Origin of the sequence: Mycobacterium sp. SMC-21 (assembly GCF_045310825.1) — a bacterium.
Lineage (GTDB): Bacteria > Actinomycetota > Actinomycetes > Mycobacteriales > Mycobacteriaceae > Mycobacterium.
On the sequence record NZ_JBJIAO010000001.1, the window covers coordinates 328410 to 353998 of the forward strand.

The window sequence follows — 25589 nt, forward strand, 5'->3', positions numbered from 1 at the left end:
CGCTACCGGCGCCTGACCCGCCCCGCGCCCCAGCACAGCAGGAAGATGCCGAACGAGATCGACGTCACGAACACCGAGACCGGGACGCCCGGTGCCAGGGACAGCACAATGCCGCCGACCGCGGCGATCTCAGCGAAAACCACGGACGCCACGATCGTGGTGACGGGGGAGCTGAACACCCGGCCGGCCGCGGCGGCGGGGGTGATCAACAGCGACATCACCAGCAGTGCCCCGACGATCTGCACGCCCTGCGCGGCCGCGACGCCGACCAGCGCGGCGAACACGATGCCCAGCGCCCGGACCGGAACACCGCGGGCGGCAGCCACTTCCGGGTCGGCGGTGGCGAACAGCAGCGGCCGGTAGCAGGCGGCCAGGATCGCGACCACCAGCACGGTCACCACCGCCAGCAGCGCCAGCCCCGAGTAGCCGACGCCGACGATCTGCCCGGTGAGCAACGCGAAACTGGTGCCGGTGCGGCCGGGGTACAGGTGGATGAACAGCACGGCCAGACCCAGCCCGAAGGCCAGTACGACGCCGATGGCCGAGTCCCGCTCGCGTGAGCGTTGCCCCAGGATGCCGAAAAGGATTGCCGCCAGGGCACTTCCGACGAGGGCACCGAGGCCGACGTTGAGCCCGGTCAGCAGTGCGAAGGCCGCACCGGTGAGGGAGAGCTCACTGGAGCCGTGCACCGCGAACGACATCTGCCGCATCACGATGAACGGTCCGATCAGGCCACCGAGCAGCGCCAGCAGCGCCGCGGCGAGCACGGCCTGCTGGACGAAATCGCGGCCGAGCAGATCCGCGGTCAGCGCCGTGTTGAAGAAGTTATTCACAGCAGTGTCCGCTCGCATGCTCGGAGTTGTCCACGCCCGTACCGTCCTGGCCGACGACGACGTACTGGCCACCGATCCGGGCGACCTGGATGTCGGCGCGGTACAGCGCGGACAGCGTCTCGGACGTCATGACCTCCTCGACGGTGCCGATCCGGAAGCGGCCGTCGACCAGGTACAGCACGCGGTCGACGTACGGCAGCACGGGATTGACCTCGTGGGTGACGAACAGGACCGCGGTACCGGCGTCCTTGCGGCGCTGGTCGATGAGGGCCGACACCAGTTTCGCGTTGGCCGGGTCGAGGTTGAGCAGCGGTTCGTCGCACAGCAGCAGCGCGGGGTCGGACGCCAGGGCCTGCGCGATGCGGACCCGCTGCAGTTCGCCGCCGGACATCACCGAGACGGGGACGTCGGCCAGCCGCGCGCCGTCGACCTGGCCGAGTGCCCGGGTCACCACGGCGCGGCGCTGCGCGCGCTTTCGCGGACCGGCGAAACCCCACTTGTGCCCGTCGCAGCCGAGGCCGACGAGGTCGCGGCCGCGCAGCGTCAGCCCGGTGTCCAGTGAGCGGTGCTGCGGCACGTAGCCGATGGCGCCGGTGGTGGTCATCCGCCCGGCCGTCAGCAGCTGTTGGCGCAGCAGCACTTTGAGCAGCGAGGTCTTGCCGGTGCCGTTCGGGCCGAGCACCGCGATGAACTCGCCGCGGCGCACCGTCAGGTCCAGCCGGTCCCACAGGACGCGGTCGCCGAACGACAGTCGTGCGCCGGTGAGTTCGGCGACCGCTTCAGAAGGCACGGTTACTGATTATCGACCCGGCGCCGCGGCGCTATCGAGCTGGTGGGCCAATGCCTCCGCGGTCTGCCGCTGCCAGGTCAGGAAGTCCTGTCCGGCGGGCAGCGTCTCGGTGACCTCGACGATGGGCAGCGCGGACTTACGGGCGGCGTCCTGGAGCTGCTTGGTGACGGCGGTCTCGGTCTGCTTGTTCACCACCAGGGCGTCGACCTTGTGGCCGTTGATGAGGTCGAGCACCGCGGCCACGTCGGCCGGGGCGGGGTCGTGGCCTTCTTCGGCGGCGGCGGCGAAGCCGTGCGGGGTGCTGTCGACGACGCCCGCGGCGGCGAGCAGGTAGTGCGCGACGGGTTCGGTGGAGACCACCGCGGCGCCCGGGTGCTTCTGGCCGATGGCGTGCTCGGTGGCGGCGATCGCGTCGGTCTTCTTGCCGAACTCCGCGGCGTTGGCGCGGTAGGCGTCGGCGTTCGCGGAATCGGACTTGGCCAGGTCGTCGGCGATCTTGGCGGCGACGGCCTTGGCGACGGCCATGTTGTAGAAGACGTGCTCGTTGGCCTCGCCGGGCGCGCTGTGCGGCAGCAGCGAGTAGGCGTCCACGGTGGTGACGTTCTTGTGGTTCTTCAGCACATCGTCGGCCCAGTGGTCGTAGCCGCCGCCGTTGATGACGACGAGGGAGGCGTCGGCGATGGCGGCCGCGTCGGCCGGGGTGGCCTCGTAGGAGTGCGGGTCGTCGACGTCGCTGGTGAGGAGGGACTTGACGTCGGCGTGTCCGCCGGCGACGGCGGTGGCGACGCTGCCCCAGACGTTGGTGGTGGTGACGACCTTGGCGGCGCCGTTGGCGTGGCCGGAGTCGTCCTGCGACCCGCAGGCGGCCAACCCGGTGACCGAGGCCAGCGCGGTGAGGGCGGACAGTGCGATGAGCCTGGTCCGGGTCATGTGTGCTCCTGTGGGCTAGTGTTAATGAAAACCGTTTGCAATAAATCTAGTGCACCGTTGCCGTGCAGCGCGAATCGGATGCGCTAGCGTCACAAATATGCCGAGGAGCCCCAACCCGAGGCGTCGGGCCACGCTGGCCTCGCTCGCTGCCGAGTTGAAGGTCTCGCGCACCACGATCTCGAATGCCTACAACCGGCCGGACCAGCTCTCGCCGGAGTTGCGTGAGCGGGTGCTCGCCGCCGCCAAGGAGATGGGCTACCCGGGGCCGGACCCGGTGGCGCGTTCGCTGCGCACCCGGAAGGCCGGTGCCGTCGGGCTGATCATCACCGAGCCGCTCAACTACTCGTTCCGTGATCCGGCGGCGCTGGATTTCGTTGCCGGACTTGCCGAATCATGTGAGGAGGCCGGGCAGGGCCTGCTGCTGGTGGCGGCCGGGCCCAATCGGTCGGTCGAGGACGGCACCGCCGCGGTGCTGTCCGCCGGGGTCGACGGGTTCGCGGTGTACGCCGCCTCCGACGACGATCCGTACCTACCGGTCGTGCAGCAGCGCGGCGTCCCGATCGTCGTCGTCGACCAGCCGAAGGACCTGCAGGGCGCATCCCGGGTCTGCATCGACGATCGTGCAGCCATGCGCGGGATCGCGGAATACGTTGTCGGCCTTGGGCATCGGGAGATCGGCCTGCTGACGATGCGGCTCGGCCGGGACTGGCCGCACGGTGACGCGCAGTCGGCCGTGGTGGACCCGGAACGGCTCACCTCGCAGCATTTCCACGTGCAGTGCGAACGCATCCTCGGGGTCCGCGACGCGATGTCCGATGCCGGTCTGAACCCCGACGGCCTGACTGTGGTGGAGACCTTCGAGCACCTACCGAGCTCCGGTGGCACGGCGGCTGCCGTTGCGCTGCAAGCCAATCCGCGCATCACGGCGCTGATGTGCACCGCCGACGTGCTGGCGCTCTCGGCGATGGACCACCTGCGGTCACGCGGCATCTACGTGCCCGGCCAGATGACCGTCACCGGATTCGACGGCGTCCCCGAGGCGCTGGGGCGCGGGCTGACCACCGTCGCGCAGCCGAGCCTCGAGAAGGGCCGCCGGGCCGGGTACCTGTTGAACAATCCGCCGCGGTCCGGCATCCCGGTGATCGAGGTGCTCGAAACCGAGCTGGTCCGCGGCCGCACCTCGGGCCCGCCTGCCTAACCGGCCCGGCGCGCCGCCAGGTACGCCAGCGCCGCCGCGACGTCCTCGGGGGAGTCGACGCGGTACTGCGCGGCCGACGGCCCCGGGCCGACCTTCACGCCGACGTCACCGTCGCGCAGCCGGGCGAAGGCCTTCTCGTCGGTGACGTCGTCGCCCAGAAAGACCACGGCGGTCGCGTCGTCGCGCTCCCGCAGGGCGTCGATGGCCGAGCCCTTGTTGGTGGTGACCACCGCGAACTCCAGCACCGCCTTGCCCTCGGTGGGCTCGGCGGCCCACTGCGTTCCCGCCTCGCGCGCGGCGGTCAGGGCGGCCTCGCCGTCGGCCGCCGAGGCGTTGCGCACGTGCAGGGCGGCGCTGGCCGGCTTGGTCTCGACCGCTGCACCCGGGTAGCGGTTTGCGATCTCGGTGAGTGAATCCACGATCTCGGCCAGCAGTGCGGTGTCGACGGTCTGCGTGAATCCGGTGTTGAACTCCGCGCCGTGACTGCCCACGAGGTGCACCGAGTCCGGCATGCCGGACAGCTCGCGCAGGACGTCGAGGGCGCGTCCCGACACCAGTGCGACGAAGGTGTCCGGCAGGGCAGCCAGGTCCAGCAGGGCGGCCGACCCGGCGGGCAGGGCCCGGGCGTCGGCAGGGTTGTTCACGATCGGCGACAGCGTGCCGTCGAAATCCGAGGTGACGAGCAGTCGGGGGGTGGCGGCGACGGTGTCGAGCGCCGCGATCAGATCAGCCGGGAGCACCGGTCAGACTTTAGGGTGCTCCCCGTCACCGATCAGCAGCCGGACCGCCAGATCGAGCCGCTTGCTCACGTCGGTGGCCGAGGCACGACGCGTCAGCCAGGCCAGCAGGTTCGACAGCCACACATCGGAGATGACGCGGGCGATGTGGTACTGGTCCTCGGTGGGTTCGCCGTCGCTCATGGCGCGGGCGAACATCGAGTCCATGAGCTTGCCGACGTGATCAACCTCACCGGCTGCGGACGCGTCGGCGAACACGAAAGCACGCGTCATGGCCTCGGTCAGCAGCGGATTGCGCTGCATCGACCGGTTCAGCTTGCTGACCATCACGTTGAGGCGCTGGTACGGCGTACCGCCCGTCAGTGAGGCGCGATCGGTCTTGGCGTCGATGCGCTCGAACTCGCGGCCCAGCGCGGACACCAGCAGGTGCACCTTGGACGGGAAGTAGCGGTACAGGGTGCCGACGGCGACGTCGGCGCGTTCGGCCACCGCACGCATCTGAACTGCCTCGTAGCCGCCCTTGGAGGCGATGGCCAGGGTGGCGTCCAGGATGCGCTTGCGGCGCTCGCGCTGTGCTTCGGAACCGAGCTCGGATTCGGTTAGTACGGCCATGTTCGTCACCTCCCGCGGGCGGACGGCGGAATCGGACTCGGGTGTTGCTGGCGTCGGCATTCGGCGGTCAGTTCCTTCAGGTAGCGCATTGGGTGAAAACGATACGCAAAGTGATCGGTAATTTCCCACCTCCAGGCGCCCCGGGACACCCGAGTGTCCTGCTGTAATGGCGATCGACTTGACGTCTGATTGCTGTCACCATTAGAACACGTTCTAGTGAGAAGCGTGTTCTTCTCGCCCAAACGCTAGGAGCGCATGGTGTCCATCACTTCCACAACTATCGACTCGGAACGGGCCGAGGTCCGCGAAATGGTCCGTAGCTGGGCTGTCGCGTCGGGTTCCATCGCCGCGGTCCGGGCTATGGAGGGTGGAGCGGAGAATGTCGTTGACGGTTGGCGGGGCCCGTATGACGGTCTGGTCGAACTAGGGACCTTCGGCGTCGCGGTGCCCGAGGACCTCGGCGGCGCCGGCGGCTCCATCGCCGATCTGTGCGTGATGGTCGACGAAGCCGCCGCCGCGCTGGTGCCCGGCCCCGTCGCCACCACCGCTCTGGCAACTCTCGTGATCACCGACCCCGCCCTGCTGGAGGCATTGGCCTCGGGGCAGCGCACGGCCGGTCTCGCGCTGAAGTCCGACATCGCCTTCGACGGGCGGACCGCGACCGGCACCGCCAAGTTCGTGCTGGGCGCCCTGCCTGACGGCCTGCTGATCCTGCCCGCTGGTGATACTTGGCTCCTGGTCGACGCCACTGCGGCCGGCGTGACCGTCACGCCGCTCGAGGCCACCGACTTCTCGCGGCCGCTGGCCCGGGTCGAGCTCAGTGGCGCCGCGGCGACCGTCCTCGATGCGCCGGTGGCCGACCTGGCCGTGACCGTGCTGGCCGCCGAGGCCGCGGGCCTGGCCCGCTGGCAGCTCGAGACGGCCGCCGAATACGCCAAGGTGCGTGAGCAGTTCGGCAAGCCGATCGGCAGCTTCCAGGCCGTCAAGCACATGTGTGCCGAGATGCTGCTGCGTTCGCAGCAGGTCGCCGTCGCCGCGAGCGACGTCGCCGAGGCCGCCGTCGAGGGCGACGCCACACAACTCTCCATCGCGGCTGCGGTGGCCGCCGCGGCCGCCATCGACGCCGCGAAACACAATGGGCGCGACTGCATTCAGGTCCTGGGTGGCATCGGCTTCACCTGGGAGCACGACGCCCATCTGTACCTGCGGCGCGCGTACGCCACCGCGCAGATCCTGGGTGGCCACGGCGCGTGGCTGCGCCGCGTGGCCGCGCTGACCCGCGCGGGGCTGCGCCGTCAGCTGCACGTCGACACCGGTGCGGCCGAGACGATCCGTCCCGAGATCGCCGCCACCGTCGCCCAGATCGCCGCGCTGCCCGTCGAGAAGCACCAGGCCGCGCTGGCCGAGGCCGGGCTGATGGCGCCGCACTGGCCCGCGCCCTACGGCCGCGCCGCGTCGCCGGGCGAGCAGCTCGTGATCGACGACGAGCTCAGCGCCGCAGGCGTTGTGCGCCCGGACATTTCGATCGGCTGGTGGGCCGCGCCGACCATCCTCGGGCACGGCACCCCCGAGCAGATCGACCGCTTCATCCCCGGCACGCTCACCGGGGACGTGTACTGGTGCCAGCTGTTCAGCGAGCCGGGCGCCGGCTCGGACCTGGCGGCCCTGCGCACCAAGGCCGTCAAGGTCGACGGTGGCTGGAAGCTGACGGGCCAGAAGGTGTGGACCTCCAACGCGCACCGCGCCAACTGGGGAATCTGCTTGGCGCGCACCAACCCTGACGCACCGAAGCACAAGGGCATCACCTACTTCGTTGTCGACATGAGCTCGCCCGGCATCGACATCCGGCCGCTGCGCGAGATCACCGGCGAGGCGCTGTTCAACGAGGTCTTCCTGGACGACCTGTTCGTGCCGGACGACTGCGTCATCGGCCCGGTCGACGGCGGCTGGGCCCTGGCCCGCACGACGCTCGCCAACGAGCGCGTCGCCATGGCCGCTGGCGGCGCGCTGGACAAGGGCATGGAGCACCTGCTGGACGTGCTCGGTGACCGCGAACTGGACGCCGCCGAGGCGGAACGCCTTGGCGCACTGATCGTTGCGGCCCAGGTGGGTTCGCTGCTGGATCAGCTGACGGCCCAGATGGCCGTCGGTGGCCACGATCCGGGTGCGCCGTCGAGTGTGCGCAAGCTGATCGGCGTGCGCTACCGCCAGACGCTGGCCGAGACCATCATGGACGCCCACGACGGTTCCGGTATCGAGGATTCGCCGGACGTCCGGTACTTCCTCAACACCCGCTGCCTGTCGATCGCCGGTGGTACGGAACAGATTCTGCTCACCGTGGCCGGCGAGCGTCTGTTGGGCCTGCCGCGCTAGCGGCCCCTGCGGAAGTCCCGCGGGGTCAGGCCGACGCGCTGCCGGAATGTCGTGGCGAAGTGGTTGGGTGTCGAAAACCCAACTGCCGCGCTGATTTCGGTGATCGACAACCGGGTCGAGGACAGCAGTGTCTTGGCGCGGTCGATACGGCGGTCGAGCAGGAACTGGTACGGCGTGGTGTGGAACGCGCCCCGGAATGCCTTGATGAACGTCGCCACGGACATCTGGGCAAGGTGCGCAAGCGATTCCAGGTTGATGTCGGATTCGAGGCTGGTCTCCAGGAATTCGATGATCGACGCGCGTGCCGACGGCGGCAGGGTGTCACGCTCGGATTCCGTGGCCGGTGGCCTCGTGGTGTAGGTGTCCCGGATCAGTAATCGCAGTGTCTCGCCTGCGGAATCGAGCAGCAGCCGGGCGAGCGCGTCTTCGCGGCCTGCGACGCTGCGAATCTTGGTCACCAGCTGGAGGATCAGCGGATCGTGATGCTTGCGCCGTGGGATGTGCACGACCTCGCCCAGCGCATTCTCGGGTATCGAGATTTCACAGAAGCTCGAGATGTCGCCCGTGACGACCGACGTGCAGCGCACGCCCGCCGGCACCACCCAGGTATCACCGATGCGTGGCAGTGTGCGATCGGTCGGCCCCCAGTCCAGGTTGGTCTCCATGGACCGCAGCGCGCCCATGCGGTGCACATAGATCAGATGGCGGCTCGAGTCATGGCAGCACCAATCGGTGGTGCGCTCGATGCGCTCGGTGGCGAATCGCAGCGACATACCGCGACTGTCGACGGACCTCTCGCCGACGACGATGCGGGGCGTCATGGGGCGGTCGTCATTCCATGGCTTGAGTGCCATGCCGAACCTCCGAATGTCCAGCTTGGCCATGATCATGCGCCCTCGGGCACGTGCTCGTGGCGGCTTTCTCCGAACATCCTGTGAGGAATCTGCGAGCCAGTCAATAAAAATTAGAACTTGTTGCATATTTCGAATGTTTGCTTTCGGCCTGGTCACTACCGTCTGCGCGGCCACAAGTGCTGACACCTCAGAGTCCAAGGAGAACGTATGGCATTCGAGCTGCGCCGATATTCGACTGCGGGAATCGCGATGGCATCCGCCGGCGTCATCGCCCTCAGCCCGCTGACGATTCCGTCGCCGGACCTCCATCTACCGGCGCCGACCACTGCGGTCGCCACCCGCACCGTGGACCTCACGGCATTCGTGAACCCGATCGCGGTGTGGGGTGACGTGCTGACGACGACGCTCACCGACATCGGGAAGCTGGGGCAGGAGTACGCCGCCGACCCGTTCCCGATCCTGCGACAGCTGATCATCAACCAGATGAGCTATGTGGGCGAGACCGTTTCGATTGTTCAGGGGATGGCCAATGGCTTCAGGTACTGGGCCAACACGGTTCCTGGCCAATTGCAGACGATCGGTCAACAGCTGGCCACGGGCCATATCTCAGACGCTGTGATGACGGGGAACTCGTTGTTTGTCAACGCCGTTGCAGCCACCTTCTTTCCGCTCCTGAGATTCGATATCCCCCAGAAGATGGCCCAGAACTTCGCAAACGTGGTCAAGGCGATCACCCCCGTTGCTACCGGGGTGGGCTTTGCGCTCTTGTCCACGGTGTACGAGGGGAACAAGGCGCTCGCCGACACGGCGCAGAAGTTCTACGACGCGGTCAAAAGCGGTGATCTGGTCACGTCTTTGAGTGAGTTGATCAATGCGCCGGCCAACGTGATCGGCGGTGTACTCAATGGGTATGGGACGGACAAGGGCATCTTCGGCATCTTCGGGTCGTACGGGGTCGTGAATGCGGTCTTGAACGGGCTCAAGACGATCGCAAACGCGATCAAGCCGCCGGCTCCGGAGGCTCCGGTCGCGTCGACCGCGGGCAGCGCAGCCGTAGCGACGGCCGTAACTGACACGGCTACAAAGGCTCTGGCGCCGGCCACCAAGCCGTCGGCGACCGCAGCAATCAAGACTGGTGACATCGACAAGTCTTCGACCGCCCCGGCGAAGTCGAAAGAATCTGTGGCCAAGGAGGATTCGAAGGCGGAGGCGCCGTCCCCGACCGAGGCCGAGGCGCCGGCGACGCAGCCGGTGAAGGTCACCGAACCGACGAAGGCCGACACGTCCACACCCGCGGCCGACCCCGTATCGGCCGAACCGGCCAAGGTCGAGACCACCAAGCCGGTTCAGAAAGACACCACCAAGTCCGAGCCGGGGACCAAGGCGACGGGGGCAACCTCGTCTGACGCCGATTCGGCGGGCAAGCCGGACAAGTCGGGCAAGCTGACCGAGAAGGCGGCGAAGGCCGAGAAGGCGCAGAAGACCTCGAAGGCGCCGAAGGTCGCCAAGCAGCCAAAGAAGGCGTCGGCGACGCAGCAGTCAGCCAACGCGGGTTGATGGGGGGACGAGATCGGCGAAATGGTTGCGAAAGCCATTCGGCAGGAAACCATTTCGCCGATCTCGGCTCGCGTCCGAAGTAGCCCGGGTTCAGGGGACCACGAAGTCGGTGGTGACGCGGTCGAGCGGATGGTGATTGGCATCCGCGAGGATGATCTCGACCTTGTGCGGTCCGTGCGGCAGGCCGACCAGGATCACCGGTTCACCGCTGGCGTCCGCCCAGTGCCACGGGGCCCCGTCGACGACGACGTGGATATGGCCGATGCGCGGAGTCACCTTGAGTGCCTCGGGGCCGAAAACCGGTTCGATGCGCAGGTTTTCGGCGCGATATTGGATGAACACCTGTCCCTTGGCGAGGGCCTCGGGAACTGGTGGATCGACGATCAGTTTGGCCGGCGGCTGCGGCGCGGTCAGCGGCACCACGCCCGGAGGGCCGAGCACGTCCGCGGCGCTGGGTGCTCCGGCGGCGTGCGAAGTCGTAGCGGGAGCGGAACTCTCGTGACTCGAGTGGTCCGAGGTCTCGACGGTCGTGCCACATGATGCGATGAGCCCCGCAGTGGCCGCGATGACCGCACAGCCCATGAGGCGCGGCAGCTTCGTCATTCGTTTCCCTTCTGAAAGCGGCTCTGACAGTAGTCGGAAAGCGCTGCGCCGGTGGCTCCGACGGCTCCCGCCGTTCCGAGCGCAATCACCGTTGCGACCGTGGGCGCGTGCCCTGCGTAGAAGAAACTGGTGATGCCGAGAAAATATGCCGGCGGATAGTTGAACACGGGCAGCGCTCGCAGACACATGACAATGGCGACGAGGGCAAATATCACAATGCCGGTGGCGGCCAGACCGAGTGATGGCTGCAGTCGATTGATCACCAGCGTCGTCACGGCGCCGAAGGCCAGGCCGGCCACGTACGACGCGAGATTGGCATAGCGGTGACGCACGGTGTCGCCGGTGACGCCGTAGGCGACCCAGCCGAGAAACATCGCAGGCGCAGAGAGCATCGCCCAACCCGTACCGAACGTGACGACGGCCGCGACGCCGGCGACGATCAGCGTGATGGTGTGAAACGGGATCGCGGGCGTTCTGGCCGCGCCGGTCGAGGTGATGCTCACGTGCGTCTCCTGGTGGTTGATCGGTGCGGCTTCCGTTGGCGAAGTGGACATTTCGCTGTACTGCCGAGTCCGCTCAGGCCACGCTGAGCACGACGTCGATGTTGCCCCGGGTGGCCTTGGAATACGGGCAGGTCTGATGTGCGGCGTCCACGATGGACACGGCGGTGTCCCGCTCGATGCCCGGCAGGCTGACGTTCAGGCGCGCCTGTAGGAAGTAGGCGCCGTCGATGCTGCAGAGGTCGACCTCGGCGTCGACGGCGGTATCGGCCGGCAGTTTGACGTTCGCCTTAACGGCCGCGATCTGCATGGCTCCGATGAAGCATGCGGACCAGCCTGCAGCGAAGAGCTGCTCGGGATTGGTGCCGGGCCGGTTGCTGCCGGGGGAATCGAGGCGGATGTCGAGCCGGCCGTCGGAGCTTTGCGCGTGTCCGTCACGGCCGCCGGTGGTGCGGGTCTTGCCGGTGTAGAGGACGGCGTCCTGGGTGCTGGTGCTCATGTGTGACTCCTGGGAAGGGCGTGCGGATAATCAATCGCATCCGATTGACTCGGATGCGATGAGACTAGCGCACGACGTCGAGATGTCAACCCATCCGATTGAATCGCATCCGATAGAATCGCTTCGGGATGTCACTGAAGCGTCAGGAGTTGTCGATGGCTGTCGAGCGTCCAACCGAGGCTGCCGGTCCCCGGCTTGCCGACTTCATGTGTTTCGCGATCTACTCGGCGAATCTCGCCTACGGCAAGGCGTACAAGCCGATCCTCGACGAGCTCGGTGTCACATATACCCAGTACATCGCGATCGTCGCGCTCTGGGAGAACGATCATCAAACCGTCCGCAGCCTGGGCGAAAGCCTCTTCCTGGAGTCGAACACGCTGACCCCGATCCTCAAGAAGCTCGAAGCCCAGGGGTACGTGCGCCGCCGGCGCGATCCGTCCGACGAGCGTCAGGTCATCGTCAGCCTCACGGATGCGGGCCGGGCGCTGCGTGAGAAGGCCCTCCCGATGAACCTGGTGGCAGCGACCGGCTTGCCGTCCGATGAGTTCGACAAGCTGCAAAAGGCGGTGGTTACCCTGCGCGACAACCTTCGCGAGCACGCGCAGACGCACGCCCGGTGAACTGTCAGTGCCGCATGCGGTGTGCACCGGCGACGATGGCGTCGTGCAGCGCGATCTCGGCTTCGGATGGCGTGCTCCGGCGGTGCAACAGGACGAACTCCAGATGACCCAGGTTCGGTAGCCGGCTGCCGGCAATCGGTTGAAGCCCTTGCGGCAGAACCGATTCGGAATGCGCGATGATCCCGAGCCCGGCGAGTGCCGCAGCCTGCAGGCCGAGCAGACTGTCGCTGACGCACGCGATGCGCCAACTGCGGCGCTCACGTTCCAGTTCGCGTAGCGCGATATGGCGGGTCAGGCTCGGTGGTGGGTACGTCACGATCGGCACCGGGTCCGTGATGTCGGTCAGCCCGGGGCGGCCGGCCCACACGAGGCGATCGCGCCACAGCAGCTCGCCGTGTTGTTCGCCGGGTAGTCGTTTGGCCACCATGAGGTCCAATTCGCCTGCGGCCATGCGCGTTTTCAGGTTCTCGCTCAGGCCCACAACCAGTTCCAGGTCGACACCGGGGTAGGACCGCCGAAACTCGACCAGCACGTCCGAGAGCATGCGGCCGACCAGATCGTCGGAGGCGCCCAGCCGGATGAGACCCGTGGGTTGGGATTCGGAGAAGTAGCGGTCGGCCTTGGCCTGCGCGTCCAGGATGTCGTGCGCAAAGCCCACCATCGCGGCGCCGTCAGCGGTGAGGGCCAGGTTGCGGGTGTCGCGCCGGAACAACTCGCGGCCGACGGCCTGCTCCAGTCGGGCGATGTGGCCGCTCACCGTCGACTGGCGCAGGCCCAGCAGACGTCCGGCCGCAGTGAATCCGCCGGCGCGCTCCACGGCCAGAAAGGTGCGCAGCAAGTCGGGATCGAACACATTCATCACAATATTCGGTTAGAGATATCGAATCTATCGCCTGGAAACATTAGTCGAGGCAGCAGTACGTTTGTTCGGTGAATCTGCTCGCCAAGCTCCGCATCGATGGCTTTCTGCTCGGGCTGTTCGCCGCGATGGTCATCGGTGTGCTGCTTCCGGCCCGCGGCGACGCGGGTCAGGCCGTCGAAACCGCCACCAAAGTCGCGATCGCCGTGTTGTTCCTGCTGTACGGCACGCGCCTGGAGCCGCGCGAGGCGCTCGAGGGGCTGAAGCACTGGCGGCTGCACACCACGGTGCTGGCCGCGACCTTTGTGCTGTTCCCACTGCTCGGGCTGGCGATGAAGGTGCTGGTGCCGTCGGTCCTGACCGACGAGCTCTACGTCGGCATGCTGTACCTGTGCCTGCTGCCGTCGACGGTGCAGTCGTCCATCGCCTTCACTTCGATCGCCCGCGGCAACGTCGCGGCGGCCGTCGTCAGCGCCTCGGCGTCGAACCTGTTGGGCATCTTCCTCACCCCGTTGTTGGTGACCCTGCTGATGCAGACCACCGGCGCGGCCACGGTGTCGGCGAATTCGGTCCTGGAGATCGTCGTGCAGCTCTTGCTGCCGTTCCTCGCCGGCCAGTTGTTGCGGTCCAAGCTGCACCGCGTGCTGGCGCACACCACGCTCACCAAGGTTGTCGACCGCGGTTCGGTCTACCTCGTCGTCTATGCGGCGTTCAGTGCCGGCATGGCCGAACACATCTGGGTGGGCATGAAGGTCACCAACGTGCTCGCGGTGATCGCCGTCAGTGTGGTGCTGCTCGCCGTGGTGCTGGGCATCACCGCCGGGGTGGCGCGGCTGCTGAAGTTCGATCGCGCCGACCGCATCGTGATCATCTTCTGTGGATCTAAGAAGAGCCTCGCCACCGGTCTGCCGATGGCCACCGTGCTGTTCGCCGGACATCCGGTCGGCCTGATCGTGTTGCCGCTCATGATCTTCCATCAGATTCAGCTCTTCACCTGCGCGGTCCTGGCCGGCCGCTGGGGACGGCAGGCTGACGCCGAGGCGGAGCGGCAAGAACTCGCGGTCGCGCCGAGCTGATACCTGGACCTGCGCGCGGGTGCACCCGCGCCCGTTGGCATCGAACAATCTCGGCATCTTGGCCGCGGACGCGTTGGTGGGCGCCGTCAGGTCGCTCGACTCGAAGTCCTGACACGCGGCAATTGATCTGCGGCAGCGAGTGATTCGGTGCCGCAGATCAACTCGCGGCACAGTACTGGCTGTCAGACCCGGAAAACCCGGGCCGCATTCCCGCCGAGGTAGAGGTCGCGCGCCTCGGTATCGAGGTCCAGGCTGTCAAGCTGTTCCAGGCACCGCTCGGCGGACAGCATGGGCCAGTTGGTGCCGAAAAGCACTCGGGTGCGGCCGGATCCGCGCATGTAGTCCACGAGCGCCGCGGGTAGGCGGTGCACGGCGTAGGCCGAGGTGTCGATGTAGAAGTTCGGAAACTTCTTGGCCAGGAACAGGACTTCGTCGATCCACGGTGCGCCGACATGGCCACCGATGACCACGAGTTCCGGGAACTCGAGCAGAACCGTCTCCAGGTAGGGGATCGGCCGGCCGGGTTCGGACGGGCACAGCGGGCCGGTGTGCCCGATCTGCGTGCAGAACGGGATGCCGAGTTCGACGCAGGCCTGCAGCAGCGGATAGTAGCGGCGGTCATCGGGTGGCAGGTTCCACAGCCACGGGACGACCCGCAGTGCCACCATGCCCAGTTCGGTTACCGCCCTGCGTAATTCGCGGACAGCGTCGACCGGCCGGGTGAGGTCCACGGCGGCGACACCGGCGAACCGGTCGGGATGTGCGCGCACGTGCGCCGCCGTCTCGTCGTTGTCGATCAGTGCGCCGTGCGGCCCGACCCATGCGCACAACAACGACTTCTCGACGCCGGCGTCATCCATCGCTTTCAGGGTGACGTCGATGGGCAGGGCCGGCAGGTCTTCCTGGCGGGTCCAGCGCAGCAGCGGCCGAAGCCAGGGCTGCCGCATGAACAACTCGTTCGGCTGCTGGGACCACGCGTCGATCACTCGTGTCATACCCCAATTACTTCACTAGTGAAGTAATAATGCAAGAGTGTATCCGAAACACAGGTCACCGGCAGGCAGGCGGCGCGCGTACTTCCAGCTGCAGACCGTCGCGCAGCGGCTGCGCACCACCGCCGACCGGCTGTTCACCGAGGAGGCCGGCATCACGACGGCGCAGGCTGCCGCACTGATGCTCATCGCGAACCACGCCGGGTGTCGCCAGTCGCTCATCGCGGCACAGCTCGGCCAGCGGGAATCGGCGGTCACGGCGATGGTTGGCCGGCTGGAGGCCGCGGGGTTCGTCGAGCGCAGGCCCAGCCAGAGCGACGGCCGCGCCTGGGAGCTGTGGCCGACCGAATCCGGCGCGGACGCGCTCCGGCGACTGGACGCCGCGCTGGCCACCGTCAACGGTTACATCGACGAGGCCTTCGGGGTCGACGAGGTCGACGGCGTCGTCGACGCACTGCTGCGGTTGAGCGATCTCCTCGACGGCACCGACAGCCGAACGTGAACTTGATCGCGAAAAATCAGCGAAAGTTCGCGATCTACTTCACGTTCGGCGATGCGATGCTCAGTTGTAGTGCGTCGTCGCGCACGCGGTCGGCGTCGTGAGGTTCACGCCGGGGTAGGTGACCTGAATGTCGGCGCAGGCAATGAAATTAGCCTCGGTGTTGGGCCTGCCGGTCCGCACATCGAGCGTCAGCGACGTGCCGTCGACCGCGAACTCCTCGAACGTACCGCCACCGTTGAACGTGACCGAGACCAGAGCGCTGTTCTGCGACTTGAGCTGCCGTGAGTTCACCGGGCCGTTCCACGAGCCGCGGTTGATCGGCGGGGCTCCGGTCGGTGCACTGTACGAGACGTCTTGGTACACATTGCGGTTGGAGCTGCGCAGCGTGATGTTCTCGCGCGCCCAGGTGTTCGGCGGCAGCGGAACCGGATTGCCCCCGACGACCAGGTTGGCGGCGGTGTTGAAGGTGCACGCACCTCCCGAGCACTGTGCCGTCACGTGAATCTGAATCTTCGTGGCGTCGTCGACGGGCACGAAGGCGTCGGCCGAATTGACTGCGGCAGCAGCCGTCGCGGGGGACATCAGAGCCGTCGCGGTCAGCACAGCGGCCGCGGTTGCTGCGGTAAGCCGGTTCACAGTCAAGAAAGTAATCCGTTCGCTACTCGTCGTAGGTGACTTCGACGGAATCCGTCTTGGGCACCGCCTGGCAACCGAGGATGAGGCCCTCTTCGAGGTCGGACGGCTCCAACACGTCGTTGATCGCCATGTCGACGTCGCCCTTCTTCATCAGCACCGCACATGCCCCGCAGTGCCCCTCGCGGCAGGAGAACGGTGCGTCCAGTCCCTTGTCGAGCAGCACGTCGAGCAGCACGGCCTTGCGCGGCCACTGCAACTCGTGCGTCTCACCGTCGAGCGTGACGATTGCGGTGGCCGGGCCCTCATCGCTGTCATCCTCGGCGAGTACGACAGCGGCGAACGGGTCGGAGTCCAGTGACTGGAACACCTCGAGGTGCACATTGCTCTTGTCGGCGCCCGACTTGAGGAGCGCCTCCTCGGCGGCGGCCATGAACGGGGCCGGGCCGCAGATGAACGTCTCGCGTGTGGTGTAGGGCGCCAGCTGCGTGGCCAGGATGGTCGGGTTGGGCAGGCCCTGCACCGACTCGAGCCAGTGCACGACGGACAGCCGGTCGGGGTACAGCGACGTCAGTTCGCGCAGCGCCTTGCCGAAGATCACCGACTTCTCGTCGCGGTTGGCGTAGAACAGCGTCACCTTGCCGGTGCCCTCGGACAGCGCGGACTTGAGGATCGACAGCATCGGGGTGATGCCGCTACCGCCGGCCAGCAGCAGGAAGTCGGTGTCGAGGTTCTTGGGGACGAACGTGCCGGACGGCGCCAGCACGTGCATCCGCATGCCGACATGTGCGTTGTCGCACAGCCAGTTCGACGCGTAGCCGTCCGCGGTGCGCTTGACCGCGACGGTCAGCGCCTCGTCGGCATGCGGCGAGCTGCACAGGGAGTAGCAGCGGGCGACCGATCCGGTGCGGGTGCTCGGGACGCGCAGGGTCAGGAACTGACCGGGGGAGTACTTCAGTCGCTCTGGCGGGATGTCGCTGCCTTCGGGCGTCTTGAACACCAAGACGCGCGCGTCGTTCGTCTCGGCGACGACATCGGCCACCACAAGTTCCAGTACGTGGCTGCCCAGCGGCTCGTCCACAACGATCACCCTTCGTTCGAACCGGCCTGACGGCCAGTAACTAGAACAGGTTACAAAAGTGCAGTTATGCGGGTCTACCTGCTGCAGTACCGCCATGCTCGACACAAATCGTAACGTGTTCTAATCTTCTGTCTAGACGACCACTCCCCGGGAGGCAATCCGTGACGTCAATTGAACAACTCGACGTGCAGGCCGTGCTGGCTGGCATCGACGACCTGCTGCCGGTGCTGCGCGAACGCGCACAGCTGACCGAGGACCTGCGCCAGGTGCCGCAGGAGTCTATCGACAGTCTGAACGAGATCGGCTTCTTCAAACTGCTGCAGCCCGCCCAGTGGGACGGCCTCGAGGCCGACCCCACTGTGTTCTACGAGGCGGTCCGCCGCATCGCCAGTGCCTGCGGTTCCACCGGCTGGGTCGCGTCGATCATCGGCGTGCACAACTGGCACCTGGCGCTGTTCGATCAGCAGGCCCAGGAAGACGTCTGGGGCGACGACTCGACCGTCCGCATCTCCTCGTCCTACGCCCCGATGGGCGCCGGCGTGGTGACCGAGACCGGCGACGGCTACATCGTCAACGGCGCCTGGAACTGGTCCTCCGGTTCGGAGCACGCCACCTGGGCGTTTCTCGGCGGCCCGGTCATCAAGGACGGCCGCCCGGTCGACTTCGGCAGCTTCCTGATCCCGCGCACCGAATACACCATCGACGACGTGTGGAACGTGGTCGGCCTGCGTGGCACCGGCAGCAACACCATCGTCGTCAAGGACGTGTTCGTGCCGCGGCACCGCTTCCTGTCCTACAAGGCGATGAACGACGGCACCGCCGGCGGCTACCAGACCAACACCGCCCCGGTCTACAAGATGCCGTGGGGCACCGTGCACCCCACCACCATCTCCGCCCCGATCGTCGGCATGGCCTACGGCGCCTACGCCGCGCACGTCGAGCACCAGGGCAAGCGCGTCCGTGCCGCGTTCGCCGGTGAGAAGTCCAAGGACGACCCGTTCGCCAAGGTCCGCATCGCCGAGGCCGCCAGCGACATCGACGCCGCCTGGCGCCAGCTGATCGGCAACGTCGCCGACGAGTACGCCCTGCTCGTCGCCGGCAAGGAGATTCCGTTCGAGCTGCGGGCCCGTGCCCGTCGTGACCAGGTACGCGCCACCGGCCGCGCCATCGCGTCCGTCGACCGCCTCTTCGAGGCCGCCGGCGCCACCGCGCTGGCCAACGGCACCCCGCTGCAGCGCTTCTGGCGCGACGCCCACGCCGGCCGGGTGCACGCGGCCAACGAGCCCGAGCGCGCCTACCTGATCTTCGGTAACAACGAGTTCGGTCTGCCCCCGGCCGACACCATGGTCTGATGACCGCCGCGGTATCCGAGGTCACTTTCGAGTCCACTTCGCGGTATGCGCAGGTGAGCGATGATTTGCGCCTGCACTACCACGAGGCCGGCGACCCGGCCGCCGAGACGATCGTGCTGCTGCACGGCGGCGGCCCGGGTGCGTCGAGCTGGTCGAACTTCTCGAAGAACATCGCGGTGTTGGCCGAGCGGTTCCATGTGCTGGCCGTCGACCAGCCGGGCTACGGATATTCGGACAAGCCCACCGACCACGTGCAGTACCACCGCCACAGCGCGACGGCGCTGCTGGCGCTGTTCGACCACCTCGGTATCGAACGGGCGGCGCTGGTGGGCAATTCGCTCGGCGGTGGCACGGCGGTCCGGTTCGCGCTGGATCATCCGGAGCGGGCCGGCCGGCTGGTGCTGATGGGCCCCGGCGGGCTGAGCGTCAACCTGTTCGCGCCCGATCCCACCGAGGGCGTGAAGCTGCTCGGCAAGTTCGCCTACGCACCGACGCGCGAGACCCTCGAGGCGTTCGTGCGCATCATGGTCTTCGACCAGAGCCTGGTCACCCCGGAGCTGATCGACGAGCGGTTCGCCATCGCCAGCACACCCGAGTCGCTCGCCGCACTGCGCGCGATGGTCAAGTCCTTCGCGGGGCCGGACTACGAGCTCGGCATGATGTGGCGCGAAGTGCACAAGCTGCGGCAGCGGGTACTGCTGATCTGGGGCCGTGAGGATCGGGTCAACCCGCTCGACGGCGCGTTGGTGGCGCTCAAGCAGATTCCTCGGGTCCAGCTGCACGTGTTCGGTCAGTGCGGCCACTGGGCACAACTAGAGAAGTTCGACGAGTTCAACAAGCTGACCCTCGATTTTCTGGGCGGCTAGAGGAGACATGGCATGACGACGATCAAGGCCCTTGGTTACATGCGCATCGAGGCCACCGATGTGGCGGCCTGGCGCGAGTTCGGGCTCAAGGTGCTCGGCATGATGGAGGGCGAGGGCACCAACCCGGATGCCCTCTACCTGCGGATGGACGACGTCGCGGCGCGTCTGGTGATCGTGCCCGGCGAGAAGGACCGGTTGCTGGCCTCGGGCTGGGAGGTCGCCGACGCGCCTGCCCTCGAGCAGCTGAAGGAAACCCTCAGCGCCCACGGCGTCCCGTTCAAGGAAGGGACCAAGGAAGAACTGCTCGACCGCAAGGTCGAGGGCATGATCAGCTTCCAGGACCCGGCCGACAACACCCTCGAGGTCTACTACGGCATCCAGTACCTGGGTCGTCGCTTCGTCAGCCCCTACGGCCACAAGTTCGTCACCGCCGAGCAGGGCCTCGGCCACGTCGTGCTCACCTGCAATGACGACGCCGCGGCGCAGGCGTTCTACCAGGATGTGCTGGGCTTCCGGCTGCGCGACTCGATGCGGCTGCCCCCGCAGATCGCGGGCCGCCCGGCCGACGGCGACCCGGTGTGGCTGCGCTTCTACGGCTGCAACCCGCGCCACCACGCGCTGGCGTTCATGCCCATGCCCAACCCGACGGGCATCGTGCACCTGATGGTCGAGGTGGAGAACTCCGACGACGTCGGCCTGTGCCTGGACCGCGCCAACCGCAAGAAGGTCAAGATGTCGGCCACGCTGGGCCGGCACATCAACGACAAGATGCTGTCCTTCTACATGAAGACGCCGGGTGGCTTCGACATGGAATTCGGTTGCGAGGGACTCGAAGTCGAGGACGAGAGCTGGATCGCGCGCGAGAGCGTCGGCATCAGCCTCTGGGGTCACGACTTCAGCGTCGGGTTCAAGTAGGCTCGCGCGGCATGACTTCGACCCCGCAGATCGACCCCCGCACATTCCGTAATGTGCTCGGGCAGTTCTGTACCGGCATCACCGTCATCACCACCGTGAATGACGGTGTGCCGGTCGGTTTCGCCTGCCAGTCGTTCGCTGCCCTGTCACTGGACCCGCCGCTGGTCCTGTTCTGCCCGACGAAGCAGTCCCGGGCCTGGAAGGCCATCGAGGCCAGTGGCAAGTTCTGCGTCAACATGCTGCACGAGAACCAGCAGCACGTCTCGGCGCAGTTCGGCTCCAGGGCCGAGGACAAGTTCGCCGGGATCGATTGGAGCCCTTCGGGATTGGGCTCCCCGGTGCTCGACGGCACGCTCGCCCACATCGACTGCACGGTGCACTCGGTGCACGACGGCGGTGACCACTTCGTGGTGTTCGGCGCGGTGCAGTCCATGTCCGAGCCACAGGCCATCAAGCCGCGTCCGCTGCTGTTCTACCGCGGCGAGTACACCGGCATCGAGCCCGACAAGAACACCCCGGCGCAATGGCGCGACGATCTGGATGCGTTTCTCACCACGACGACCGAGGACACCTGGCTATAGTCGCGCAATGAGCGCGCCGATCCGGTCCGGATTGCGTCGGGTCGTCCTGGCTTCCATGGCCGGCACCGTCGTCGAGTGGTACGAGTTCTTCCTGTACGGCACCGCAGCCACCCTGGTGTTCAGCAAGGTGTTCTTCGGGCAGAGCGGCAGCGATCTCGACGCGATCTTCGCCGCCTTCGTCACCTACGCGGTGGGCTTCGTCGCCCGGCCGCTGGGTGGCGTGGTGTTCGGTCACTTCGGCGACAAGTTCGGTCGCAAGACCCTGCTGCAGTTCTCGCTGCTGCTGGTCGGTTCGGCCACGTTCCTCATGGGCTGCCTACCGACCTATGGCCAGATCGGCTACTGGGCGCCGGCGCTGCTGGTGGTGCTGCGGTTCATCCAGGGCTTCGCGGTCGGCGGTGAGTGGGGCGGCGCGGTGCTGCTGGTGGCCGAGCACAGTCCCGCGCAGAGCCGCGGATTCTGGTCCAGTTGGCCACAGGCTGGGGTACCGGTCGGCAACATCCTGGCCACCGTCGTGCTACTGACGTTGACGAAGACGTTGTCCGAGCCGGAGTTCCTGTCGTGGGGCTGGCGGGTCGCGTTCTGGCTGTCGGCGGTCGTGGTGCTGGTTGGTTACTACATCCGTACCAAGGTCACCGATGCGCCGATTTTCGTTGCGGCACAAGAAGAAGCGGAACGCGTCAAGGCGTCGTCGATGAGCGTCGTCGAGGTGCTCCGGTACTACCCGGGCAAGGTGCTGACCGCCATGGGGCTGCGGTTCGCCGAGAACATCATGTACTACCTGGTGGTCACGTTCTCGATCACGTATCTGAAAGTGCATGCGGGCGTGGGTACTTCGCTGATCCTCTGGTACCTGCTGGTGGCCCACGCGGTACACCTGGTGGCAATCCCGTTGGTGGGCAGGCTCTCCGACCGCATCGGCCGTCGCCCCGTCTACCTCATCGGGACGCTGCTGACCGCCGCCTGGGGCTTCGTCGCGTTCCCGATGATGGACAGCAAGCACTACTTCGTCATCATGACGGCGATCACCGCGGGCCTGGTCGCGCATGCGTTCATGTACGCGCCGCAACCGGCGCTGATGTCGGAGATGTTCCCGACCCGGATGCGCTATTCCGGTGTGTCCCTTGGCTATCAGGTGACGGCGATCTTCGCCGGGTCACTCGCACCGATCATCGCGGTCCGGCTGCTGAAGGACTACCACTCGTCGGTGCCGATCGCGATCTACCTGGCCGGGGCCTGCGTGGTGACGCTCGTGGCGCTGGCGTTCGCGCACGAGACCAAGGGCATCGACCTGGCGGATGTGGATCGGGCCGACAATGAGCGCGTTGTTGCCGCCGGCGTGCCCCGTCCGTGACGGTTCGCGCGCCGAGTGTGCGTACAGATCGTCATATCCGTGGCTGAGACGCGCTGTACGCACACTCGCGCTGATCCCTGATTCAGCGACTTCGCGAGTGTGCCCACAGATCGTCGGATCCGCGGTTGCGCCGCTCTGACTGCACATTCGTGTGCGTGAATGTGCTGGGCACTCGACAAGCAAATGCCTTGTGGGCGTTGACCGTGCGCGGGCGCATGCAAAGTGCGAGAAGCGAAGACCCAGGGCGCACGATCAACGTGTGGCCGACGGGAAAGGTCGACTACGACTCGTCCTGCATCGCGGCTTCCCACAGCCCGCGGCCCAGCTCCGACAGCCGCAGCGCAAGCTTCTCGACGCGCGCGGGGAAGGGGCCCCGCGAGGCGTCCTTGATGGCCTTCAACACCATCGACTCCGCGCTGAGAATCTCGTAGTCGGCCTTCAGCTCGGGGTCCTCGGGAACGGTCTCGACCAGCCCGAGCGCCAGCAGGTGGCTGACGTACTGCGGCACCATCTGCGGCAGCGCGACGTTGGCGGTGCGGCCGATCAGGCACGCGTTCTCCAGCGTCGCGACACTGCGGTTCCGAGGGTAGATGTTCACCAGCGGCGACGACTCGTTGTCGGACAGCGCGCCGATGATGCGGGCCTCGTCGGCAACCAGCTGATCGAGCAGCCGGTGATAGAGCTCGGTCTTCCCGTCGGCAGTGCTCTGGTCGAGGGCGCGGTCCAGCAGGCCGCCGAGCTTGCCGTGCAGGGACTCCTTGGCGGGCTGTTTCTGCGGGGCGGGAGCCGGCGTGCGTTCGGGGGCCATCTCGATGGCCTCGACGGTGGTCTTGGTCGCGATCGCAATCTGCTCGCCACCCCAGGCGGCCAGCTTGAAACCGAACTTCGCGACGCCGAGGGCGCGGTTGGCCAGGCCGAGCGGGTCGAATCGCTTCGGGATCGCCAAACCACCGCGCGGCGTCGAGATCGCGATGGCGATCTCACCGATGGGCGTGGACAGCTTGATGCCGTGCCGTTCGAGGCCCTCGCGGTTCACCGGTAAGTCGTCGGTAACTTCCGGTTCTGGGTTGTCGGTTTCCTGGGACATTGCGGACCGATGGTACCGGCCTGCCGATTGTTCTCGCCCCTTGTGTGGCAAACGCGACAGCTACCCCTGCCGGTATGCGGCGAGCCAGGGACCCAGGCGACGCAGCGCTTCTTCGATGTCGGACTTCGGTCCGGCGAACGACAACCGAACGAACGATCCGCCGTGCCGGGTGTCGAAATCCACGCCCGGCGCGATCGCCAGGCCGGTGTCGGCCAGCAGCTTCTCGCAGAAGGTCAGGGAGTCCGTCGAGTACGCCGAAATATCGGCGTAGACGTAGAACGCGCCGTCGGCGGGTGCCAACTTGTCGAGCCCCACGTCGGCCAGCCCGGCGAGTAGCAGCGCGCGGTTCTCGGCGTAGTGGTGGACGAGGGAGTCGGCTTCGGCGATCGCCTCCGGCGTGAACGCCGCGACGGCCGCGTACTGGGGGAGTGTGGGAGGGCAGATGGAGAAGTTGCCGGTCAGGCAGTCGACGGCCCGGCGCAGCGGCTCAGGCACCAGCAGCCAGCCCAACCGCCAGCCGGTCATGGCGAAGTACTTCGAAAAGCTGTTCACCACAATGGCGTTGCGCGAGGTCTCCCAGGCGCAGCTGGTCGCGGGCGCGTCGTCGTAGATGAGCCCGTGGTACAGCTCGTCGCTGATGAGCTGCACCGAGTTGTCGTCGCACCAGGTGGCGATGGCGGCCAGATCCTCGGCAGGCAGCACCGTCCCCGTCGGGTTGTTGGGGCTGGCGATGATCAGCCCCTTCACTGGCGGGTCCAGCTGCTCCAACATGGAAATGGTTGGGTGGAAACGGGTTTCGGGACCACACGGTATTTCGACGACCTCGCAACCGAGCGCCGACAGGATGTTCCGATAGCAGGGATAGCCCGGGCTGGCGACCGCGACGCGGTCGCCGATGTCGAAGCACGACAGGAACGCGAGCAGGAATCCGCCGGTGGACCCGGTGGTGATGACGACGGCGTCCGGCTCCACCTCGACGCCGTACCGGTCGAGATACGACTTGGCGATGGCCTCCCGCAGCTCGGGAATGCCCAGCGCGACGGTGTATCCGAGGTTGTCATTGGCCAGCGCCTCGGCGGCGGCGGCCCGGATGGGCGCCGGTGCCTGTGCGGCGGGTTGTCCCGCCGACAGGTTCACCAGGTCGCCGTGGCTGCGCTGGCGCTCGGCCGCGGCCAGCCACACGTCCATCACATAGAACGGTGGGATGCCTGCGCGCAGCGCTACCGGATTGGTCATACCTCGACGTTAGGCCAGAACTTCGGCTTCGAGGCGACGCAGGTGCTCCCGCGACGACCCGAGCAGCTGCGCACTGCCGTGCGCGCGCTTGAAGTAGAACTGGATGTCGCTCTCCCAGGTGATCGCGATGCCGCCGTGCATCTGGATCGCTTCGCCGGCAACGGCATTGAACGCCTCGGTGGCCATGTAGCGGGCCAGCGACGCATTCGTGGGGGTCGGGTCGGCGAGGGCGTCGTTGACGATCGAGCGGGCGGCCGAAACCTTGACGTACAGGTCCGACATGCGGTGCTTGAGCGCCTGGAAGCTGCCGATGGGCCGGCCGAACTGCACGCGGTCCTTCGAGTAGGCGACGGTCAGGTCCAGGCAGCGGCTGGCTGCGGCGACCTGCTCGACGGCCATCAGGATGGCCGCGGTGTCCGCCAGGCCGGGGTCGGCACCGAGGGTGGTGGTGCTGCCCGGGCTGACGGCCGCGAGGCGACGCGTCGGGTCCATGGTGGTGGCCGGGGCGACGGTGTTGTCGGTCCAGCGGGTCAGCTGACCGTCCTGCGCGGCGATCACCACATCGGCGACGTCGCCGTTGATGACATAGCCGGCATCGAAAACGACGGTGCCGATGGACGTGCCCTCGGCCAGGCCCTCCAGCGGCTCTTCCGCACCGACGGCGAGCAGCGCCAGTTCGGCCAGCGTGGTGCCGAGCAGCGGCGTCGGGACCAGCCCCTTGGCCAGTTCCTCGAGAACGACTGCGGCGTCACCCAATTCGCCGCCGGCGCCGCCAAGCTCCTCGGGCACGACCAGCGCCGCGGCGCCGACCTGCTCGCACAGCATCTGCCAGAGCTTCTCGTCGTAGCCCTTTTCGGACTCGATGGCGGCGCGCACGGCCTCAGGGCCTGCGTGCTTCTCGACCAGCGCTGCGACGGTGGCGCGCAGCATCTCCCGTTCTTCGCTCATG

27 protein-coding genes are annotated in these 25589 nt (G+C 67.1%); 11 read left to right on the forward strand and 16 right to left on the reverse strand.

What is annotated here, in order from left to right; genetic code table 11:
- Positions 1-2: 2 nt before the first annotated feature.
- From ACJH6H_RS01555 to ACJH6H_RS01565, 3 genes are read right to left on the reverse strand one after another with little or no spacing between them, the layout of a single operon-like run.
- A complete protein-coding gene (locus ACJH6H_RS01555; protein ID WP_226519848.1) occupies positions 3-833 on the reverse strand; it encodes a metal ABC transporter permease in 831 nt (276 codons plus the stop codon).
- Positions 826-1623 carry a metal ABC transporter ATP-binding protein gene (locus tag ACJH6H_RS01560; protein ID WP_406774106.1) on the reverse strand — a complete coding sequence of 266 codons (798 nt, stop codon included), beginning with the start codon at positions 1621-1623 and terminating at the stop codon, positions 826-828. The genes ACJH6H_RS01555 and ACJH6H_RS01560 overlap by 8 nt, the downstream gene beginning before the upstream one ends.
- A gap of 9 nt (positions 1624-1632) precedes the next feature.
- The gene (locus ACJH6H_RS01565) at positions 1633-2553 is read right to left on the reverse strand and encodes a metal ABC transporter solute-binding protein, Zn/Mn family (protein ID WP_318985414.1); all 921 of its coding nucleotides are present in this window, start codon (positions 2551-2553) and stop codon (positions 1633-1635) included.
- A 97-nt stretch (positions 2554-2650) separates the two neighbouring features.
- Between ACJH6H_RS01565 and ACJH6H_RS01570 the strand changes: the two genes are divergently transcribed.
- Positions 2651-3751, forward strand: coding sequence for a LacI family DNA-binding transcriptional regulator (locus ACJH6H_RS01570; RefSeq protein WP_226519845.1), 1101 nt, complete (start codon positions 2651-2653; stop codon positions 3749-3751).
- Here the strand turns inward: ACJH6H_RS01570 and otsB are convergent.
- Both otsB and kstR read right to left on the reverse strand, forming a co-directional pair.
- Complete coding sequence (otsB, locus tag ACJH6H_RS01575) at positions 3748-4491, reverse strand: trehalose-phosphatase (protein ID WP_346416109.1); 744 nt, start codon at positions 4489-4491, stop codon at positions 3748-3750. The two genes, ACJH6H_RS01570 and otsB, sit on opposite strands and share 4 nt — an antisense overlap.
- Positions 4492-4494: 3 nt before the next feature.
- Positions 4495-5100, reverse strand: coding sequence for a cholesterol catabolism transcriptional regulator KstR (gene kstR, locus ACJH6H_RS01580; protein WP_346416108.1), 606 nt, complete (start codon positions 5098-5100; stop codon positions 4495-4497).
- A gap of 255 nt (positions 5101-5355) precedes the next feature.
- Between kstR and ACJH6H_RS01585 the strand changes: the two genes are divergently transcribed.
- A complete protein-coding gene (locus ACJH6H_RS01585) occupies positions 5356-7473 on the forward strand; it encodes an acyl-CoA dehydrogenase family protein (protein WP_406774107.1) in 2118 nt (705 codons plus the stop codon).
- Here ACJH6H_RS01585 and ACJH6H_RS01590 read toward each other — a convergent pair.
- Positions 7470-8357 carry a helix-turn-helix domain-containing protein gene (locus ACJH6H_RS01590; protein ID WP_346416106.1) on the reverse strand — a complete coding sequence of 296 codons (888 nt, stop codon included), beginning with the start codon at positions 8355-8357 and terminating at the stop codon, positions 7470-7472. The two genes, ACJH6H_RS01585 and ACJH6H_RS01590, sit on opposite strands and share 4 nt — an antisense overlap.
- Positions 8358-8690: 333 nt before the next feature.
- Between ACJH6H_RS01590 and ACJH6H_RS01595 the strand changes: the two genes are divergently transcribed.
- A complete protein-coding gene (locus tag ACJH6H_RS01595) occupies positions 8691-9884 on the forward strand; it encodes a hypothetical protein (protein WP_226519841.1) in 1194 nt (397 codons plus the stop codon).
- A 90-nt stretch (positions 9885-9974) separates the two neighbouring features.
- On the opposite strand, the gene ACJH6H_RS01600 is transcribed toward ACJH6H_RS01595, so the two are convergent.
- The 3 genes from ACJH6H_RS01600 to ACJH6H_RS01610 all read right to left on the reverse strand — a co-directional run bounded on the left by ACJH6H_RS01600 (position 9975) and on the right by ACJH6H_RS01610 (position 11486).
- On the reverse strand, positions 9975-10487 hold the full coding sequence (locus tag ACJH6H_RS01600) for a DUF6130 family protein (RefSeq protein ID WP_226519840.1): 513 nt from the start codon (positions 10485-10487) through the stop codon (positions 9975-9977).
- Entirely contained in the window at positions 10484-10990 is a 507-nt protein-coding gene (locus tag ACJH6H_RS01605) for a DUF1097 domain-containing protein (RefSeq protein ID WP_226519839.1), read from the reverse strand. Before ACJH6H_RS01605 ends, ACJH6H_RS01600 begins: the two co-directional genes overlap by 4 nt.
- A gap of 73 nt (positions 10991-11063) precedes the next feature.
- Complete coding sequence (locus ACJH6H_RS01610) at positions 11064-11486, reverse strand: organic hydroperoxide resistance protein (protein ID WP_226519838.1); 423 nt, start codon at positions 11484-11486, stop codon at positions 11064-11066.
- Between the two features lie 155 nt (positions 11487-11641).
- On the opposite strand from ACJH6H_RS01610, the gene ACJH6H_RS01615 reads away from it, so the two are divergent.
- Positions 11642-12106, forward strand: a complete 465-nt coding sequence (locus ACJH6H_RS01615; protein ID WP_226519837.1) for a MarR family winged helix-turn-helix transcriptional regulator — start codon at positions 11642-11644, stop codon at positions 12104-12106.
- Positions 12107-12110: 4 nt separating this feature from the next.
- On the opposite strand, the gene ACJH6H_RS01620 is transcribed toward ACJH6H_RS01615, so the two are convergent.
- Complete coding sequence (locus ACJH6H_RS01620) at positions 12111-12965, reverse strand: LysR substrate-binding domain-containing protein (protein WP_226519836.1); 855 nt, start codon at positions 12963-12965, stop codon at positions 12111-12113.
- 71 nt (positions 12966-13036) lie between these two features.
- Here ACJH6H_RS01620 and ACJH6H_RS01625 point away from each other — a divergent pair, with 71 nt between their 5' ends.
- A complete protein-coding gene (locus ACJH6H_RS01625) occupies positions 13037-14041 on the forward strand; it encodes a bile acid:sodium symporter family protein (RefSeq protein WP_226519835.1) in 1005 nt (334 codons plus the stop codon).
- A gap of 182 nt (positions 14042-14223) precedes the next feature.
- Here ACJH6H_RS01625 and ACJH6H_RS01630 read toward each other — a convergent pair whose 3' ends face one another.
- Complete coding sequence (locus ACJH6H_RS01630) at positions 14224-15036, reverse strand: amidohydrolase family protein (RefSeq protein ID WP_406774108.1); 813 nt, start codon at positions 15034-15036, stop codon at positions 14224-14226.
- A 37-nt stretch (positions 15037-15073) separates the two neighbouring features.
- Here ACJH6H_RS01630 and ACJH6H_RS01635 point away from each other — a divergent pair, with 37 nt between their 5' ends.
- Complete coding sequence (locus tag ACJH6H_RS01635) at positions 15074-15535, forward strand: MarR family winged helix-turn-helix transcriptional regulator (RefSeq protein ID WP_226519834.1); 462 nt, start codon at positions 15074-15076, stop codon at positions 15533-15535.
- Positions 15536-15595: 60 nt separating this feature from the next.
- Here ACJH6H_RS01635 and ACJH6H_RS01640 read toward each other — a convergent pair whose 3' ends face one another.
- Both ACJH6H_RS01640 and ACJH6H_RS01645 read right to left on the reverse strand, forming a co-directional pair.
- The gene (locus ACJH6H_RS01640; protein ID WP_133426406.1) at positions 15596-16171 is read right to left on the reverse strand and encodes a hypothetical protein; all 576 of its coding nucleotides are present in this window, start codon (positions 16169-16171) and stop codon (positions 15596-15598) included.
- 22 nt (positions 16172-16193) lie between these two features.
- Complete coding sequence (locus tag ACJH6H_RS01645) at positions 16194-17255, reverse strand: ferredoxin--NADP reductase (RefSeq protein ID WP_133426475.1); 1062 nt, start codon at positions 17253-17255, stop codon at positions 16194-16196.
- Between the two features lie 155 nt (positions 17256-17410).
- On the opposite strand from ACJH6H_RS01645, the gene hsaA reads away from it, so the two are divergent.
- The 5 genes from hsaA to ACJH6H_RS01670 are packed head-to-tail and all read left to right on the forward strand — an operon-like array spanning position 17411 to position 22317.
- The gene (gene hsaA, locus ACJH6H_RS01650; RefSeq protein ID WP_053855346.1) at positions 17411-18601 is read left to right on the forward strand and encodes a 3-hydroxy-9,10-secoandrosta-1,3,5(10)-triene-9,17-dione monooxygenase oxygenase subunit; all 1191 of its coding nucleotides are present in this window, start codon (positions 17411-17413) and stop codon (positions 18599-18601) included.
- Positions 18601-19467 carry a 4,5:9,10-diseco-3-hydroxy-5,9,17-trioxoandrosta-1(10),2-diene-4-oate hydrolase gene (gene hsaD / locus ACJH6H_RS01655; protein ID WP_133426407.1) on the forward strand — a complete coding sequence of 289 codons (867 nt, stop codon included), beginning with the start codon at positions 18601-18603 and terminating at the stop codon, positions 19465-19467. Before hsaA ends, hsaD begins: the two co-directional genes overlap by 1 nt.
- 12 nt (positions 19468-19479) lie before the next feature.
- Positions 19480-20382 (forward strand): iron-dependent extradiol dioxygenase HsaC, encoded by a 903-nt coding sequence (hsaC, locus tag ACJH6H_RS01660; protein ID WP_064984852.1) that lies wholly within the window; start codon positions 19480-19482, stop codon positions 20380-20382.
- An 11-nt stretch (positions 20383-20393) separates the two neighbouring features.
- Positions 20394-20963: a 3-hydroxy-9,10-secoandrosta-1,3,5(10)-triene-9,17-dione monooxygenase reductase subunit gene (hsaB, locus tag ACJH6H_RS01665; RefSeq protein ID WP_133426408.1), complete on the forward strand. Its 570-nt coding sequence runs from the start codon at positions 20394-20396 to the stop codon at positions 20961-20963.
- Positions 20964-20970: 7 nt separating this feature from the next.
- A complete protein-coding gene (locus tag ACJH6H_RS01670; protein WP_318985426.1) occupies positions 20971-22317 on the forward strand; it encodes an MFS transporter in 1347 nt (448 codons plus the stop codon).
- Positions 22318-22597: 280 nt separating this feature from the next.
- Here ACJH6H_RS01670 and ACJH6H_RS01675 read toward each other — a convergent pair whose 3' ends face one another.
- The 3 genes from ACJH6H_RS01675 to ACJH6H_RS01685 are packed head-to-tail and all read right to left on the reverse strand — an operon-like array spanning position 22598 to position 25588.
- Entirely contained in the window at positions 22598-23404 is an 807-nt protein-coding gene (locus tag ACJH6H_RS01675) for an Abi-alpha family protein (protein WP_133426410.1), read from the reverse strand.
- A 60-nt stretch (positions 23405-23464) separates the two neighbouring features.
- Positions 23465-24640 (reverse strand): pyridoxal phosphate-dependent aminotransferase, encoded by a 1176-nt coding sequence (locus ACJH6H_RS01680; protein WP_226519827.1) that lies wholly within the window; start codon positions 24638-24640, stop codon positions 23465-23467.
- Positions 24641-24649: 9 nt separating this feature from the next.
- Positions 24650-25588: an acyl-CoA dehydrogenase family protein gene (locus ACJH6H_RS01685; RefSeq protein ID WP_406774109.1), complete on the reverse strand. Its 939-nt coding sequence runs from the start codon at positions 25586-25588 to the stop codon at positions 24650-24652.
- Position 25589: the final 1 nt, after the last annotated feature.

Coding starts and splice junctions, on each gene's coding strand:
- ACJH6H_RS01565 (WP_318985414.1), bottom strand. CDS start 2,553: ATGACCCGGACCAGGCTCATCGCACTGTCCGCCCTCACCGCGCTGGCC.
- ACJH6H_RS01570 (WP_226519845.1), top strand. CDS start 2,651: ATGCCGAGGAGCCCCAACCCGAGGCGTCGGGCCACGCTGGCCTCGCTC.
- kstR (WP_346416108.1), bottom strand. CDS start 5,100: ATGGCCGTACTAACCGAATCCGAGCTCGGTTCCGAAGCACAGCGCGAG.
- ACJH6H_RS01585 (WP_406774107.1), top strand. CDS start 5,356: ATGGTGTCCATCACTTCCACAACTATCGACTCGGAACGGGCCGAGGTC.
- ACJH6H_RS01590 (WP_346416106.1), bottom strand. CDS start 8,357: ATGGCCAAGCTGGACATTCGGAGGTTCGGCATGGCACTCAAGCCATGG.
- ACJH6H_RS01600 (WP_226519840.1), bottom strand. CDS start 10,487: ATGACGAAGCTGCCGCGCCTCATGGGCTGTGCGGTCATCGCGGCCACT.
- ACJH6H_RS01610 (WP_226519838.1), bottom strand. CDS start 11,486: ATGAGCACCAGCACCCAGGACGCCGTCCTCTACACCGGCAAGACCCGC.
- ACJH6H_RS01615 (WP_226519837.1), top strand. CDS start 11,642: ATGGCTGTCGAGCGTCCAACCGAGGCTGCCGGTCCCCGGCTTGCCGAC.
- ACJH6H_RS01620 (WP_226519836.1), bottom strand. CDS start 12,965: ATGAATGTGTTCGATCCCGACTTGCTGCGCACCTTTCTGGCCGTGGAG.
- ACJH6H_RS01630 (WP_406774108.1), bottom strand. CDS start 15,036: ATGACACGAGTGATCGACGCGTGGTCCCAGCAGCCGAACGAGTTGTTC.
- hsaD (WP_133426407.1), top strand. CDS start 18,601: ATGACCGCCGCGGTATCCGAGGTCACTTTCGAGTCCACTTCGCGGTAT.
- hsaC (WP_064984852.1), top strand. CDS start 19,480: ATGACGACGATCAAGGCCCTTGGTTACATGCGCATCGAGGCCACCGAT.
- hsaB (WP_133426408.1), top strand. CDS start 20,394: ATGACTTCGACCCCGCAGATCGACCCCCGCACATTCCGTAATGTGCTC.
- ACJH6H_RS01670 (WP_318985426.1), top strand. CDS start 20,971: ATGAGCGCGCCGATCCGGTCCGGATTGCGTCGGGTCGTCCTGGCTTCC.
- ACJH6H_RS01675 (WP_133426410.1), bottom strand. CDS start 23,404: ATGTCCCAGGAAACCGACAACCCAGAACCGGAAGTTACCGACGACTTA.
- ACJH6H_RS01680 (WP_226519827.1), bottom strand. CDS start 24,640: ATGACCAATCCGGTAGCGCTGCGCGCAGGCATCCCACCGTTCTATGTG.
- ACJH6H_RS01685 (WP_406774109.1), bottom strand. CDS start 25,588: ATGAGCGAAGAACGGGAGATGCTGCGCGCCACCGTCGCAGCGCTGGTC.